The sequence below is a fragment of the Cupriavidus sp. 2SB genome, from assembly GCF_005503625.1.
Lineage (GTDB): Bacteria > Pseudomonadota > Gammaproteobacteria > Burkholderiales > Burkholderiaceae > Cupriavidus.
On sequence record NZ_SCMX01000042.1, the window covers coordinates 1 to 13,626 of the forward strand.

The window sequence follows — 13,626 nt, forward strand, 5'->3', positions numbered from 1 at the left end:
AGCTGGGGGTGAGGGCGGGGGGTTCTGCTTGCTGATATCGCAGTTAGAACCGCTGGCCCTCTCCCCCGCCCCCTCTCCCGCAGAGCGGGAGAGGGGAGACAACATAGCGGAGTGGTGAGGTATCAGAACGCCCAGCAAGAACATCCCAGCGCGCCCCAGAACGTGCTTTCGTCCGAAGTCGGTGCGCTGGTGGTCCACGCCTTGGCGTGGGCATGGCCGTGAACGCCGCAGGAGCTGGCGCAGCCGCAGGCGGTGTTCATTGCCAGCTTGGTTTGCGCCGTGGGGCGTGGCTGGTACTTGCTGCCGTGGCGGGCCGGCGACCAGTCCGGCATGGCCGGCGGAATCTCGGGCGAGAGCTTGTCGAACTCGTGGTCGCCATAGACCACCTTGCCGCCGAGCACGGTCATCACCGAGGTGATGTCCTGGATGTCGTCGCCCGGCACGGCGAAGTAGTCGGCGGAGAGCACGGCCAGGTCGGCCAGTTGACCGGCCTTGATCTGGCCCTTCTTGCCTTCCTCCGACGAGAACCACGTGTTGGCTTCGGTCCACAGGCGCAGTGCGGTTTCGCGATCGAGCAGGTTGGCCTGCGGATACATCGACATGCCACCCACGGTCTTGCCGGTGGTCAGCCAGTACAGCGAGACCCACGGGTTGTACGAGGCCACGCGCGTGGCATCGGTGCCTGCACCAACCTTGACACCTTTTTCCAGCATCTTCTTGATCGGCGGCGTGGCTTCGGCAGCCTTGGCACCGTAGCGTTCGACGAAGTACTCGCCTTGATACGCCATGCGGTGCTGCACGGCGATACCGCCGCCCAGTGCCGCAATACGGTCGATGTTGCGATCGGTGATCGTCTCGGCGTGGTCGAAGAACCAGTTCAGGCCGGTGAACGGCACGTCCTTGGCCACCTTCTCGTAGACGTCCAGCGCGCGCGTGATGGTTTCGTTGTAGGTGGCGTGCAGACGCCACGGCCAGCGCTTTTCGGCCAGCAGGCGGATCACGGGTTCGAGATCGCCTTCCATCGACGGCGGCATGTCCGGACGCTCGACGCGGAAGTCCTCGAAATCGGCAGCGGTGTAGACGAGCATCTCGCCCGCGCCGTTGTGGCGATAGAGATCGTCGCCCTGGCCTGGCTTGACCGTCGATGTCCAGGTCTTGAAGTCCGACAGTTCTTCCTTCGGCTTCTGCGTGAACAGGTTGTAGGCCAGGCGCACCGTGAGCTGCCCATCGCGGTGCAGTTCCTCGATGATGTTGTAGTCCTCAGGATAGTTCTGGTAGCCGCCGCCAGCATCGATCACGCCAGTCACGCCCAGGCGGTTCACTTCGCGCATGAAATGGCGCGTGGAGTTCTTCTGGTACTCGGCCGGCAGCTTCGGACCCTTGGCCAGCGTGGCGTACAGGATGGTCGCGTTCGGCTTGGCCAGCAGCAGGCCCGTGGGGTTGCCGGCCTTGTCATGCACGATCTCGCCGCCGGGCGGGTTCGGCGTGTCCTTGTTGTAGCCCACGGCGCGCAGCGCGGCGGCGTTCAGGATGGCGCGGTCGTACAAGTGGAGGATGAACACGGGCGTATCGGGCGCCGCGGCGTTCAGTTCCTCGATGGTCGGCAGGCGCTTCTCTGCGAACTGGTGTTCGGTGAAGCCACCCACCACGCGCACCCATTGGGGCGCGGGAGTGCGGGCGACCTGGTCCTTCAGCATGCGCATGGCGTCGGCCAGCGATCGCACGCCGTCCCAACGCAGTTCCATGTTGTAGTTCAGGCCACCACGAATGATGTGCATGTGGCTGTCGATCAGCCCGGGAATGGCCCGCCGGCCATTCAGGTCCACTACCTTCGTTGTCGCGGCCGCGAGCTTCATGACCTCGTCGCGCGTGCCCACGCTGACGAATCGGCCATTCTGGATGGCCACGGCGTCAGCTTGCGGGTTGGACTTGTCAAGGGTGGTGAACTTGCCGTTGACGAGGATGAGGTCGGGAGTCGAGGACGGTGACATGGCAAAAAGCTCCGAAGAGGCTGCTGCGCCCAGGGCAGCAGCCGAGGCAATGAATTGCCGGCGGGATACGGACATGAAGCGTGAACCTTAGCTGTTGATGAAGGCGAGCAGGTCGGCGTTGACCTGGTCGGCGTGCGTGACGCACATGCCGTGCGGCGCGCCCGGGTAGATCTTCAGCGTGGCGTGCTTGATGATCTTGGCCGAGAGCTTGCCGGCGTTGTCGATCGGCACGATCTGGTCGTCGTCACCATGCAGCACCAGCGTGGGCACGTCGATCTTCTTCAGATCGGCGGTGTAGTCCACTTCCGAGAACTCCTTGACGCACAGGTACTGGCCCAGGATGCCACCGGCCATGCCCTGCGCCCAGAAGGCGTCGATGGTGCCTTGCGAAACCTTCGCGTTCGGACGGTTGAAACCGAAGAACGGCACGGCCAGGTCCTTGTAGAACTGCGAGCGGTTATCGGCCACACCCTTGCGGATGCCGTCGAACACTTCGATGGGCAGGCCGTTCGGGTACGCGGCGCTCTTGGCCATCGTCGGCGGCACGGCGCCGATCAGCACGGCCTTGGCCACGCGCTTGGTGCCATGGCGGCCGATGTAATGCGCCACTTCGCCACCGCCGGTGGAGTGGCCCACGAGCGTGGCTTCGCGGATGTCCAGTGCGTCGAGCACCGCGCCCAGGTCATCGGCGTACGTGTCCATGTCGTTGCCCTTCGCAGGCTGGTCCGAGCGGCCATGGCCACGGCGATCATGGGCGATCACGCGGAAACCCTTCTGCACCAGGAACAGCATCTGCGAGTCCCATGCGTCGGCATCCAGCGGCCAACCGTGCGAGAAGACGACCGGACGGCCCGAGCCCCAGTCCTTGTAGAAGATGCGCGTACCGTCCTTGGTGGTGATGTAGCTCATGTCTTTCGATCCGGAGGAGTGATGGGAAGATGCGCCTTGCCTGCCAGCCGCAGCGGCCGTGGCAGGGGCGCCAAGCGTGACCGCGGCCACGGCGGCAGCGCCGACCGTGCCTGCACCCGACAACAGCACCTTGCGACGCGACGACGAATGTTCGGCGTCCTGTGTCTTGTTTTGCATGTTCATTTAAGGAGATGGACGTTTGAAAGTCTGGTGAAAACGATGCCGCGCGCTTCAGCGTGCTGGGACCGGAGCGATCGACTCATGCGGCGTGGCGGTGCGCTGCTCGGCCTTGTGGACCATCGTGTAGGCGTAGTCCACGCCCATGCCGTAGGCACCCGAGTGTTCCTTGACCAGCTTCATCACGGCGTCATAGGTGTCGCGGTGTGCCCAGTCGCGTTGCCATTCCAGCAGCACCTGTTGCCAGGTCACGGGCACCACGCCAGCCTGCACCATGCGTTGCATCGCGTAGTCGTGGGCTTCCTTGGTGGTGCCGCCCGAGGCGTCGGCCACCATGTAGATCTCGTAGTCGCCTTCCAGCATCGCGCACAGGGCGAAGGTGGTGTTGCAGACTTCGGTCCACAGGCCCGCTACGACCACCTTCTTGCGGCCGTTTGCGGCCAGGGCGTCACGTACCTTCTGGTCGTCCCACGAATTCATCGAGGTGCGCTCCAGCGTCTTCTGGCCCGGGAACACATCGAGGATTTCCGGGAAGGTGTAGCCCGAGAACGAATCGCTCTCGACCGTGGTGATCGTCGTCGGCACGTTGAAGATCTTGGCGGCCTTGGCCAGGCCCACGACGTTGTTCTTCAGTGCCTGACGGTCCATCGACTGCACGCCGAAGGCCATCTGCGGCTGCTGGTCGATGATGATCAGCTGGCTGTTTTGCGGGGTCAGCACTTCGAGCTTCGGATTGGACATGATGTTGCTCCTTGATACGCAGGTTGGGGGCGACGCACGGACAGCGCGGCATATGCCTGGCGTCCGCGCCGGTTGCAGCGCGACTCCGGGTCGTCCGATCATCTGATGGTGTGACCGGACGGCACGATGCAACCCGACGGGAAGCCTAGTTGGCCCGCTGATAGCGGGCCATTGGCTGATCGTATTAGTCGATGGTGCCTCGGGCCTACCGTGTGCGGTACGCGGCAGTTGACCCATACGAACGTCGTATGAGGATGCGCTCACCGACGGCAGCCCGCGCAGGGTAGGCCCGTGCGGAAGCCCGCGCCATAGACACTTCGTATGGGTTTGCGCAGGGAGGGACGGCGCGTGGCGCAGGGGGCGCGCTGCGGTGAGGCCCGGCGGCGTGCCGCGCCCCTCACACAATGGTATAGGTGGCAGCCTGGCGCCGGGTGTGTTGAAATGCGGGCTTCCGGGGGACGGCACGCCATGAGCGTCGCGCGTATCGTGCCCCACATTGGCCAGCGTAACGGAGAGAGCAAGCGTGATTGCGCAGAGCGGGGAGCCTGGCGTTACCGGCACCGACATCCAGAATGTCGAGAGCGTCGATGACGCCCTGGTACTCGTCGTCGATGACGACGCCATGCTGCGTCGTGCACTGGGCAACCTCTTCCGTTCCGTCGACATGAAAGCCGAATTGTTCGGCTCGGCGGCGGAGTTGCTCGACTTCCCGCTGCCAGAGGTGCCCTGCTGCCTGGTGCTGGATGTGCGGCTGCGCGGCCCGAGCGGGCTCGATCTCCAGACGCGCCTCGCCCAGATGGGCATTCATATCCCGATCATCTTCATGACGGGCTACGGCGACATTGCGATGACGGTCACGGCGATGAAGGCCGGCGCCGAGGATTTCATTGCCAAGCCGTTCCGGGACCAGGACCTGCTCGATGCAGTGGCGGCGGCGATTGCCAAGGACCGGCTGCGGCGCAGGAGCCTGCGCAAGGTCCAGGAGATTCGTGCGAACTACGCCACGCTGACACCGCGCGAAGCGGAAGTCATGGGCATGGCCGTGTCAGGGTTGCTGAACAAGCAGATTGCCGGCGAGATCGGTATCAGCGAGGTGACCGTGAAAATCCATCGTGGCCAGGCCATGCGCAAGATGCAGGCGCGCACGTTTGCCGATCTGGTGCTGATGGCGCAGCAGATCGGCGTTTCAAAGGTCGATTTCTAGTTTTCTCGTTCAGGTTCGGCTCAGCCGAACTTGCGGGCCGCGTCCAGCGCCAGCCCCGAACCGATGCCGCCGAACAGGTCGCCTTCCACGCGGCGCGCAGCGGGCAGCAACAGCGCCAGTTGCTCGCGCAACATTGGCACGCTGCTGGAACCGCCTGTGAACAGGATCGTGTCCACGGCGTCGGCCGGGACGCCGGCGGTCTTCAGCATGCCCTTCACCGTGTCGGCAGTCTTCATCACCAGCTTGGTGATCGACGCGTCGAATGTTTCGCGCGTGATTTCCAGCGTGGTCTCGGGTGCAATGCGGCCCAGCTCCACCAGCGTGCGCTCGTCTTCGGACAGTGCGATCTTGGCCGCTTCCACCTGAATCGCCAGCCAGTGCCCGGCGCGTTCGCGAATCAGGCGGATCAGCCGGTCGAGCTTCTCGGTCTCGGCGGCGTCGCGATAGTTATCCATCACAAGCGCCCACGCTTTGCGTGTATAGACCAGGTTGATCGTGTGCCAGCTCGCCAGGTCGAAGTACTGGCCGGAGGGCATGGCCTTGCCGTTGCGCAACTGGCTGTTCAGGCCCAGCATGGGCATGACGCTGGCCAGGCTCAGTGCACGGTCGAAATCCGTACCGCCGATATGCACGCCGCCGTTAGCCAGAATGTCCTCGCGGCGATCGACCTTGCGTGCCCGCTCGGGCGACAGGCGCACCAGCGAGAAGTCTGACGTACCACCGCCGATATCGGCCACGAGTACCAGTTCCTCTTTCGAGATACCGGCTTCGTAGTCGAATGCCGCGGCAATCGGCTCGAACTGGAATGCGATGTCCTTGAAGCCGGCGTCGCGCGCAATCTCCGCGAGCGTGTCTTCGGCCAGTTGATCGGCGGCGGCGTCCTCGTCGATGAAATGCACGGGGCGGCCCAGCACGGCCGAGGTGAATTCACGACCGGCCGAGCGTTCGGCGCGACCCTTGAGTTCGCCGATGAAGTGCGCCAGCAGTTTGCGGAACGGCATGGCCTGGCCCATGACCTCGGTGCTGTCGTCCATCATCGACGTGCCCAGCAAGCTCTTGAGCGACCGCATCATGCGGCCTTCGTAGCCGGCCAGATAGTCGGTCAGCGCCGCGCGGCCGTAGCTGACCAGCGGGTCCTCGGCATGAAAAAAGATCACCGACGGCAGCGTGGCCTTGCCGTCCTCGAGCGGCAGCAGGGTAGGCGCGCCCGGGCGCAGCCAGCCGACGGTGGAGTTGGACGTGCCGAAATCGACGCCGCAAGCGTTTGTGGTCATGGGATTCAGGAGTTCAGGTGCAGCCAAAAGCAGACGGCGGCCACGCGGCCGCCGTTGTACGGGGCGATATTGTAGGGGGTTTCGGTGTCATGCACGCGGCAACGATGCCCCAGGCGGCTTGGCCGACCCATATCCGCATTCTCCCCATGCGGGTTTGTGCCAACTGTTCGCCACGCCGGCGCTGCAGTCTACTAAAGCCGCAGGATGCAGTGTGGCCGGGACAGCGCACCAGCGCCGCCCGGGCGTTTGGGACAACCAAAGGGAGACAACCATGGTGACCGCGCAAGACGATGCATGCATTTTCCGCAACCTGATGGCCCTGGCCGTGGTGGAGACACTGGGTGGGGCGGTCGCCTTGGGGTTTGTGTTCAACCTGCTGACATAAAGCATCCCTCTCTGTTGCTCCCCTCTCCCGCAAGCGGGAGAGGGGAAGAAGAAGGATGGCGGGAGAGGGGAGCAAAGCCACTCCAAGCACCATTCCCCGACCCCCACTACAATGCCCCATCGCCTGGCTGCCATGGCCGGGTCTGACCTGGGGAGTCGAAGATGCGAATTCTGGTGGTTGGGGCGGGCGCCATTGGCGGCTATTTTGGTGCGCGGCTGTTGCAGGCCGGACGCGATGTCACGTTTCTCGTGCGTGCCCGTCGGGCTGCGCAACTCGCGGAACACGGCCTGCGCGTGAAAAGCCCGCACGGCGACGTTCATATTCCCGATCCCCCGCGCGTACTTTCCGAGCAGATCGCCCAGCCCTATGACGTGATCCTGCTGAGCTGCAAGGCGTACGATCTGGGCAGCGCCATGGACGGCATCGCGCCAGCCGTGGGGCCTGAAACCGTGATCGTGCCGATGCTCAACGGCATGGCCCACCTGGACCAGCTCGACGCCCGTTTTGGCGCGGCCCGCGTGATGGGTGGCCGCTGCATGATCTCCAGCACGCTCGATGACGATGGCACCATCGTGCAACTCTCGCCAATGCACATCCTGTCATTCGGCGAGCGTCCGTCCGGCACCAGCAATCGCGCGCAGGCACTGGCCGAACTGTTCGGCAATGCGGGGTTCGACCTGCAGCACAGCCAGTCGATGCTCCAGGACATGTGGGAAAAATGGTTCTTCCTGGCCACGCTGGCCTCGTCCACCAGCCTGATGCGCGCAGCCATCGGCGATATCCTCGCCGCACCGCGCGGTCACGAGACGATTGCAGCCTTGCTGGAAGAATGCGCGGCTATCGCCGCCGCCAATGGGCACCCGATCCGGGAGCCCGCGCTGCAGCAGGCCCGGACCAACCTGTTCACCGAGGGTTCGAAGATGACGGCGTCGATGCTGCGCGATATCGAGCGCGGCGCAGCCATCGAGTCCGACCAGATCGTTGGCGACCTGCTGGCGCGCCGGCAGCAGACGGCGGCGCCCACGCTGCAACTGGCCCTGACCAGCCTGAAAGCCTACGAAGCCCGCCGCGCACGCGGCGGCTAGGCCAGCGACATTTGTGCATCCAGCCAGGCCGGCAGGTCTGCCTCCGGCATCGGCCGCGCCAGCAGGTAACCCTGCATGGTCTTGCAGCCGATGTCGATCAGCGCCTGTCGGTCGGCCTCGTATTCCACGCCTTCGGCAACCACCTCGAAGCCGAACGAACGGCCCAGGCTCAGCACGGCGCGCATCAGATCCTGGTTGCGCGGCGAGCCGGCAATGCCGGTGATGAAGCTCCGATCCACCTTCACGCACGCCGCGCCAAGCTGCCGCAGCGCGCCAAGCCCAGAATAGCCGACGCCGAAATCGTCCAGCGCGATGGTCACGCCGGCGCGGGCCAGGTTTGCCAGCTTGCCCTGCACGGCATCCATGTCGAGCGCGACTTCCTCGGTGATCTCCACCGTCAGCAGGGCGGGTTCGATGCCGTGGTCGGCCAGCGTGGAGAGCAGCAGGCGGTCGATATCGCCCTGTCCCATTTCCCGTGGCGAGAGATTGATGGCGATGGGAATCCTGCGGCCGTCGCGCACGTGGATTGCCTTGGACAGGCGGCAGACCTTGGCCAGCGTGGCGCGCAGCAGCGGCTCGGCCAGCCCCGAGGCGGCGGCCACCGACACCAGTTCGGGCGGCGGCACCCAGCCGTGGCGCCAGTGCTTCCAGCGGATCAGCGCCTCCAGGCTGCGCACCCGCGTGCCGCCATCGGCAAAGATCGGCTGGAACCAGACTTCGAGCAGGTCGTCCGTCAGCGCGCGCGGCAGGTCGCGTTCGATATCGCGCTGCATCTTGAGATGCCGGCGCAGGTCCTCGTCGAAGACGTAGTGGCTGTTGCGCCCCAGCCGCTTGGCGGCGTAGAGCGCCGCGTCCGCGAACAGCAGCAGGTCGTCCAGGCTCAGGTCCGGACCCTGGCAGATGCCGATGCTGATGCCGACCGGGCAGTACTCGTAGCCATCCAGCGGTTCGCGTATGGCGGCGATGAGGCGGGCAGCCAGGCTGGAGGGGCAGTCCGAGGTCTCGAACGGATCGTAGAGGATCATGAATTCGTCGCCACCCATGCGGCCGACCATCATGTCGGGGCCTGCCACGGCTTCGAGCCGCCGCGCCACTTCGCGCAGCACGCCGTCGCCGGCCTTGTGGCCGAAGGCGTCGTTGATGACCTTGAAACCATCGAGGTCGAGCAGCAGCAGGCAGTGACGCCCGCTGGTCCCCTGCATGAAGCGCTTGTTGGCGCGGTCGAAAAAGCCGCTGCGGCTCAGCAGGCCGGTCAGCGGGTCCTGGCTGGCCAGCGTCCACAGTTCGTCCGCGCGGGTGACCGCGTCTTCGTGAGCAATCCGCAGCGAATGCTGGATCGCCGTGGCCTCGTTCTTGAGACGGATCGAATGGCGGATCTGCTGTTCACTTTCGAGCGTGCACCGGAAAAGCGCCGCAAGGTAGAGCACCGTAGTGAAGGCAAGCCAGTACCGGTCGAAATCGCCAAAGACCACCAGGCACGCGGCAGCAGACAGCAGCGGCGGCGTGATGAAGCAGAGGGGAATCGGCGCATACGCAAAGCCATGCGTGACGGCGCCGGCCGTGATGCCGCAGACCACGGTCAGGTAGAACAGCGCTTGTGGCGACGTATAGCCGTCGCACAGGATGGGGATGGCCGCCCAGGTCAGCCCGGAGAGAAAGGCCAGCGTGCAATGCATCCGCAGATGCCATTTGACCGCACGATGCAGGCGCGGGTCCTCGGCCTGCGTTGCCGCACCGGCCTTGCCCAGCGGCAGGCGGCACAGCCAGATACGCAGCGCATTGAACAGCAGTGAAACCAGAAACCACGCGCTGGCCGTGGGGCCGCGCCCGGCATGCCATGCCACGGCCAGCACGCTGACGCCGAGCACGATATTGATCGGAATAGAGATACGTACCGTGCGGCAGACGGCCTGTAGCTGGTCGTGCCGGGTGAGCCGTGCCAGCGAGGCGTCAATGGTTGCGCCGCTGCGGTGATCGGCGGGCACAGGGATTTGCGCCTGCGCTGCCCTGCGAATTGTCTTCATCAGTTCCTGCCCGTCGCCTGTCGGTCGCGCGCTGCCGACTCCGCCGCGCCACCAGAAGGCGATTTCCTGCGCCCCAAAAAATACCTTGTTCCTGCTTGTTGTTATTGTGTTGCCGCCGTGTTGGCCGGTCGGCATATTCATGAACCTGGTGCCTGACTGCCCACGGCACCGGTACTGTCCCCGATTTGGTGCCATGCCAATCAGGCCGCTTGACGTGTGCCATGGGTCCGGATTGGAACCGGCGAGTATAAGGCCGAAGTGTGAAAACGGAACCGCGGAGATGGACTGTGCTTGTGCGGATCAGTCCGCGGTGACTTCCCTGCCGGCCTCCTGCCGCCCGCGCCGGCGGAAGAAATCGATGAAGTCCGCCACAGGCATGGGTCGGCCAAAAAGCCAGCCCTGCCCATACTGCACGCCGCGCTGTTGCAGAACCGCACACTGCGTCTCGGTCTCGATGCCTTCGGCCACCATGCGGATATCCAGCGCCCGCGCCATCTCGATGATGTGCGGGCCGACGCCGCGCGTGGGGCCGTCGGTGGTCATCGACTCCACGAACGCGCGGTCGATCTTGAGGCCGTCTACATCCAGATCCTGCAGGTAGGCCAGGCTCGAATAGCCGGTGCCGAAGTCGTCGATCCATGTCGGATGCCCGGCGCGGCGGAACGCGGCGATGGCCTCGCGGCAGGCCGCGTCGTTGGCAAAGCCCCGCTCGGTGACCTCGATCCAGAGTTGCTGCGCGCGGATGCCCTTGCGCTGCAGCGCTGCCGTGAGGAAGGGCAGCGTATCGGCCCGGCGGAAATCCTCGGGGGACAGGTTGATCGAGATATGCAGGCTGCGATCCGCGGCCAGCTGCGCGCCCAGGTCCGCGAGCACGGCCTCGACCATGCAGCGGGTGATGGCGTGGACGGTGCCCGTCGCTTCCGCCATGGGAATGAAGTTGTCGGGCATCGCGATCTGTCCGTCGGGCAGGCGCCAGCGCACAAGCGCCTCGGCGCCGATGCAGTGACCGGACTGCAACGCCATCACGGGCTGGTAGACCGCAAAGAATTCCTTGCGCCGGATGCCCCCCCGCAGCGCATGTTCCGGGCTGCTCAGGCGCCGGCCCCAGCGCAGCATCAGCCAGGTGGCCAGCGCGCTCACTCCAAGCGCCAAAGGTACGCTGGCATAGAGGAGTCGCGCCCAGGTCTCGTTCAGTTCGACGGACGGCTCGTAGGCCACCACGGCGAATGGCAGGCTGCGCGAGGCCTTGACGTCGAGGTATCGTCCCTCCTGAACCTGCCCGTCGAGTTGCCGGGACCAGGCCCGCTGCAACGTGGCCTGTTCGGTATCGCTCCACGCCGCCACGACGTTGCCCGTGCCGGTGTCGATCATGCCAAGGCGGATGTGCGCGTCGAGCGGAACGATGTCGATGAAGAACTGGGCGTCGACCACCGCCACGTGCCGGCCCACGCGGAACTGAATGGTGGGCTGCGTCAGCGCTGCCCCGGCGGGACGGTAGCTGGTGCCGAGTTCGGGTAGCGGGGTCCATGGCCGCGACTGGTCTTCGATACCGCGCAGGGCGCCAGGGAGCGACGACGACGCGCAGAGGAAGCGCCCGTCATCGAGGTACGTGATTTGCCGGACGTAGCGATGCTGGAGGTCTGACGCGCGCATGGCGTCGAGATGGGCGGCGCTGCACGTGTGGCCTGTGAATGCATCGGCCGATTGCGCGGCGGCGATGGCATCGCGCGCCACGGCTTCCACACGCTGGAGCGCCCGTTCGGTGAACTGGTCCACACGCTGCCGGAACATCTGCTCGGCAAACGCATGCGATAACCACGTGGTAAGGGCCACCGGCCCGCAGATCCCGAGCGCGACCACACAGAACATGAAGAACCAGAGGCGAAGCCTGCTCATGAGCGTCCGGGCCGGGGGAAATGCGTGGCAGGATACCAGACCCGATTCTCTGCACAGTCTGATATGGCTCATGCGGGAATCAGGTTCCCGTGTTCCTTATTTTGTCGGCTTGCCTCGCAGCGCCTTGCTGGCGCCGATGTCCACCAGATGTTGCTTCCATGCTGAAAACACCGTATCGAGGCACGCCGCCGTATCGCACTTGTCGCGCCGCGCCCGAAAGCCGTCGATATCGGCCTGTGAGATCACGCCAGCCTGCAGCAGGCGCTGCTGGTCGTTGTAGATGCGCTGATAGCCCATCGAGAAGAGCGCGTGTTCGCAGATGATGCGGCTGGCGGGCGTGGCCGGTGCATCGCAGGCGATGTCGTTGGCGTGTGCCACGGCGGAAAACGCCAGGAGCGCGGCGAAAAGGGTGGCAGTACGGGTGACGGAAAGCGCGGCCTTGGTATCGAGGGTCACGGGGAGTGCGCGGCGGTGGCCAGGTCTTGGGGGAAGCGCGTGATCATAGCGCAGGCCCCCTTTCCATTGCGCAGCAAAAAAGAGCGCCCGCCGGGGAGAGCGGGCGCAACGGAGGGAGGATGGTCCTCACGAAGAGGTGACTTGATAGTAGGTCCGGCGCGTCCTGCCCGCTATTACGCGATGGTATGCCCACTCCAATCTTTCGGATGGCATGGCCCACGCGGCGGTATGCGGCAGCGCCCGAATACATTCGATATTTCATGACATGCCGAAGCATTGGGCGGGCCGATGCTGGGATCATGGGTGCATTCTTCATCGACGCCCCGCCCATGCTGCCCGCCGATCCCATTGCCGCTGTTACCCATGCCGATCCCTATCCGTATTACCGGCACCTCGCGCAGTCACGGCCATTCCACTTCGATCCCGCGCTGAAACTCTGGGTGGCCGCCAGTGCCGCCGCCGTGGCCGAGGTGCTCGGCCATTCCGATGCCCGGGTACGCCCGGTTGGCCAGGCGGTGCCACCTGCACTGGCCGGGGCAGCGGCTGGCGAACTGTTCGGCAGGCTGATCCGGATGAACGATGGGCCCGCGCATGCCGCGCTCAAGGGCATCGTGATGGCACGGCTGATGCGGCTCGACCTCGATCGCGTGCGTGTGAGGACGCAGCAACTGGCGGCTGCCTTGCCGCGCGCCACGTCGGACGATGCGCACGAAGCCATGCGCTGGATGTTCACGCTGCCGGTGCTCGCTGTGGCGGACACGCTGGGACTCCCGCTGCATCACGACGAGGACGGCCACGTATCCACGCGGATGGCGGGGTTCGTGGCGACCTATGCGGCAGCCATGTCGCCACTCGCCTCCGCAGCCGATGTGGAAGCCGGCAACGTGGCCGCGCAATGGCTGACCCGGAACGTCGAGCAGTGCGCAGATGCGGCGCCCCACGATGGTCTGCTCGCCGCGTTGCGCCAGGACGCCGCGCTGGCCGACATCGCGCCGCCGAAGTGGATCGCCAATGCCGTTGGCCTGATGATCCAGGCGTGCGAAGCCACGGCGGGGTTGGTCGGCAACACGCTGGTGGCGCTCGGGCGCGAGCCTACATCCGCGCGCGACAACATCAATGCGCGCGTCGCCCGAGTTGCTCACGACGATCCCCCAGTGCAGAACACGCGCCGTTTCATGGCAGCCGATGCCATCATTGGCGGCCAACCGCTGCGCACCGGCGACACCATACTGGTGCTGCTGGCCGCCGCAGCGCATGATCCCGATGGCGCTGGACCTGCCGAGGATCGGCCATGGACATTCGGCACCGGCCGCCACGGCTGCCCCGGCGCTGCGCTGGCCCAGATGCTGGCGGCGTCTACGGTTCAGGCGCTGCTGGACCGGGGCGTGCGGCCCGAACGGCTATTGCCTGGCTTGCGTTATCGTCCCTCGGTCAACGCGCGGATTCCGCAGTTCCAGTGACGACTACGCATACCCCATAACCAT

At 65.3% G+C, this 13,626-nt stretch carries 10 protein-coding genes; 3 read left to right on the forward strand and 7 right to left on the reverse strand.

The features are described from left to right. Nucleotides 1-122 precede the first annotated feature (122 nt). From FFS21_RS19135 to FFS21_RS19145, 3 genes are all read right to left on the reverse strand, one after another. A complete protein-coding gene (locus FFS21_RS19135; protein WP_212745252.1) occupies nt 123-1,991 on the reverse strand; it encodes an amidohydrolase in 1,869 nt (622 codons plus the stop codon). Nucleotides 1,992-2,078: 87 nt separating this feature from the next. Continuing rightward, nucleotides 2,079-2,900, reverse strand: a complete 822-nt coding sequence (locus FFS21_RS19140; protein WP_137926404.1) for an alpha/beta fold hydrolase — start codon at nt 2,898-2,900, stop codon at nt 2,079-2,081. A 231-nt stretch (nt 2,901-3,131) separates the two neighbouring features. Then, nucleotides 3,132-3,818, reverse strand: coding sequence for a hydrolase (locus tag FFS21_RS19145; RefSeq protein WP_137926361.1), 687 nt, complete (start codon nt 3,816-3,818; stop codon nt 3,132-3,134). A 565-nt stretch (nt 3,819-4,383) separates the two neighbouring features. Between FFS21_RS19145 and FFS21_RS19150 the strand changes: the two genes are divergently transcribed. After that, nucleotides 4,384-5,022 (forward strand): response regulator transcription factor, encoded by a 639-nt coding sequence (locus FFS21_RS19150; protein ID WP_283205146.1) that lies wholly within the window; start codon nt 4,384-4,386, stop codon nt 5,020-5,022. Nucleotides 5,023-5,042: 20 nt separating this feature from the next. Here the strand turns inward: FFS21_RS19150 and FFS21_RS19155 are convergent, their stop codons facing one another. Further along, nucleotides 5,043-6,296: an Hsp70 family protein gene (locus FFS21_RS19155; protein ID WP_137926362.1), complete on the reverse strand. Its 1,254-nt coding sequence runs from the start codon at nt 6,294-6,296 to the stop codon at nt 5,043-5,045. Between the two features lie 546 nt (nt 6,297-6,842). Here FFS21_RS19155 and panE point away from each other — a divergent pair. Continuing rightward, entirely contained in the window at nt 6,843-7,766 is a 924-nt protein-coding gene (panE, locus tag FFS21_RS19160) for a 2-dehydropantoate 2-reductase (RefSeq protein ID WP_137926363.1), read from the forward strand. Here panE and FFS21_RS19165 read toward each other — a convergent pair. The 3 genes from FFS21_RS19165 to FFS21_RS19175 form a co-directional block, all read right to left on the reverse strand. Next, complete coding sequence (locus FFS21_RS19165) at nt 7,763-9,790, reverse strand: putative bifunctional diguanylate cyclase/phosphodiesterase (protein ID WP_137926364.1); 2,028 nt, start codon at nt 9,788-9,790, stop codon at nt 7,763-7,765. The two genes, panE and FFS21_RS19165, sit on opposite strands and share 4 nt — an antisense overlap. A 300-nt stretch (nt 9,791-10,090) precedes the next feature. Then, nucleotides 10,091-11,686, reverse strand: coding sequence for an EAL domain-containing protein (locus tag FFS21_RS19170; protein ID WP_160474539.1), 1,596 nt, complete (start codon nt 11,684-11,686; stop codon nt 10,091-10,093). Nucleotides 11,687-11,782: 96 nt separating this feature from the next. Then, complete coding sequence (locus FFS21_RS19175; RefSeq protein WP_249359496.1) at nt 11,783-12,142, reverse strand: hypothetical protein; 360 nt, start codon at nt 12,140-12,142, stop codon at nt 11,783-11,785. Between the two features lie 260 nt (nt 12,143-12,402). Between FFS21_RS19175 and FFS21_RS19180 the strand changes: the two genes are divergently transcribed. Next, nucleotides 12,403-13,602: a cytochrome P450 family protein gene (locus FFS21_RS19180; protein ID WP_349304719.1), complete on the forward strand. Its 1,200-nt coding sequence runs from the start codon at nt 12,403-12,405 to the stop codon at nt 13,600-13,602. Nucleotides 13,603-13,626: the final 24 nt, after the last annotated feature.

What these genes read in the sequence shown, in the direction of transcription:
- FFS21_RS19135 (WP_212745252.1), bottom strand. Translation starts at nt 1,991, where the DNA reads ATGTCACCGTCCTCGACTCCCGACCTCATCCTCGTCAACGGCAAGTTC.
- FFS21_RS19140 (WP_137926404.1), bottom strand. Translation starts at nt 2,900, where the DNA reads ATGAGCTACATCACCACCAAGGACGGTACGCGCATCTTCTACAAGGAC.
- FFS21_RS19145 (WP_137926361.1), bottom strand. Translation starts at nt 3,818, where the DNA reads ATGTCCAATCCGAAGCTCGAAGTGCTGACCCCGCAAAACAGCCAGCTG.
- FFS21_RS19155 (WP_137926362.1), bottom strand. Translation starts at nt 6,296, where the DNA reads ATGACCACAAACGCTTGCGGCGTCGATTTCGGCACGTCCAACTCCACC.
- panE (WP_137926363.1), top strand. Translation starts at nt 6,843, where the DNA reads ATGCGAATTCTGGTGGTTGGGGCGGGCGCCATTGGCGGCTATTTTGGT.
- FFS21_RS19165 (WP_137926364.1), bottom strand. Translation starts at nt 9,790, where the DNA reads ATGAAGACAATTCGCAGGGCAGCGCAGGCGCAAATCCCTGTGCCCGCC.
- FFS21_RS19170 (WP_160474539.1), bottom strand. Translation starts at nt 11,686, where the DNA reads ATGAGCAGGCTTCGCCTCTGGTTCTTCATGTTCTGTGTGGTCGCGCTC.
- FFS21_RS19180 (WP_349304719.1), top strand. Translation starts at nt 12,403, where the DNA reads ATGACATGCCGAAGCATTGGGCGGGCCGATGCTGGGATCATGGGTGCA.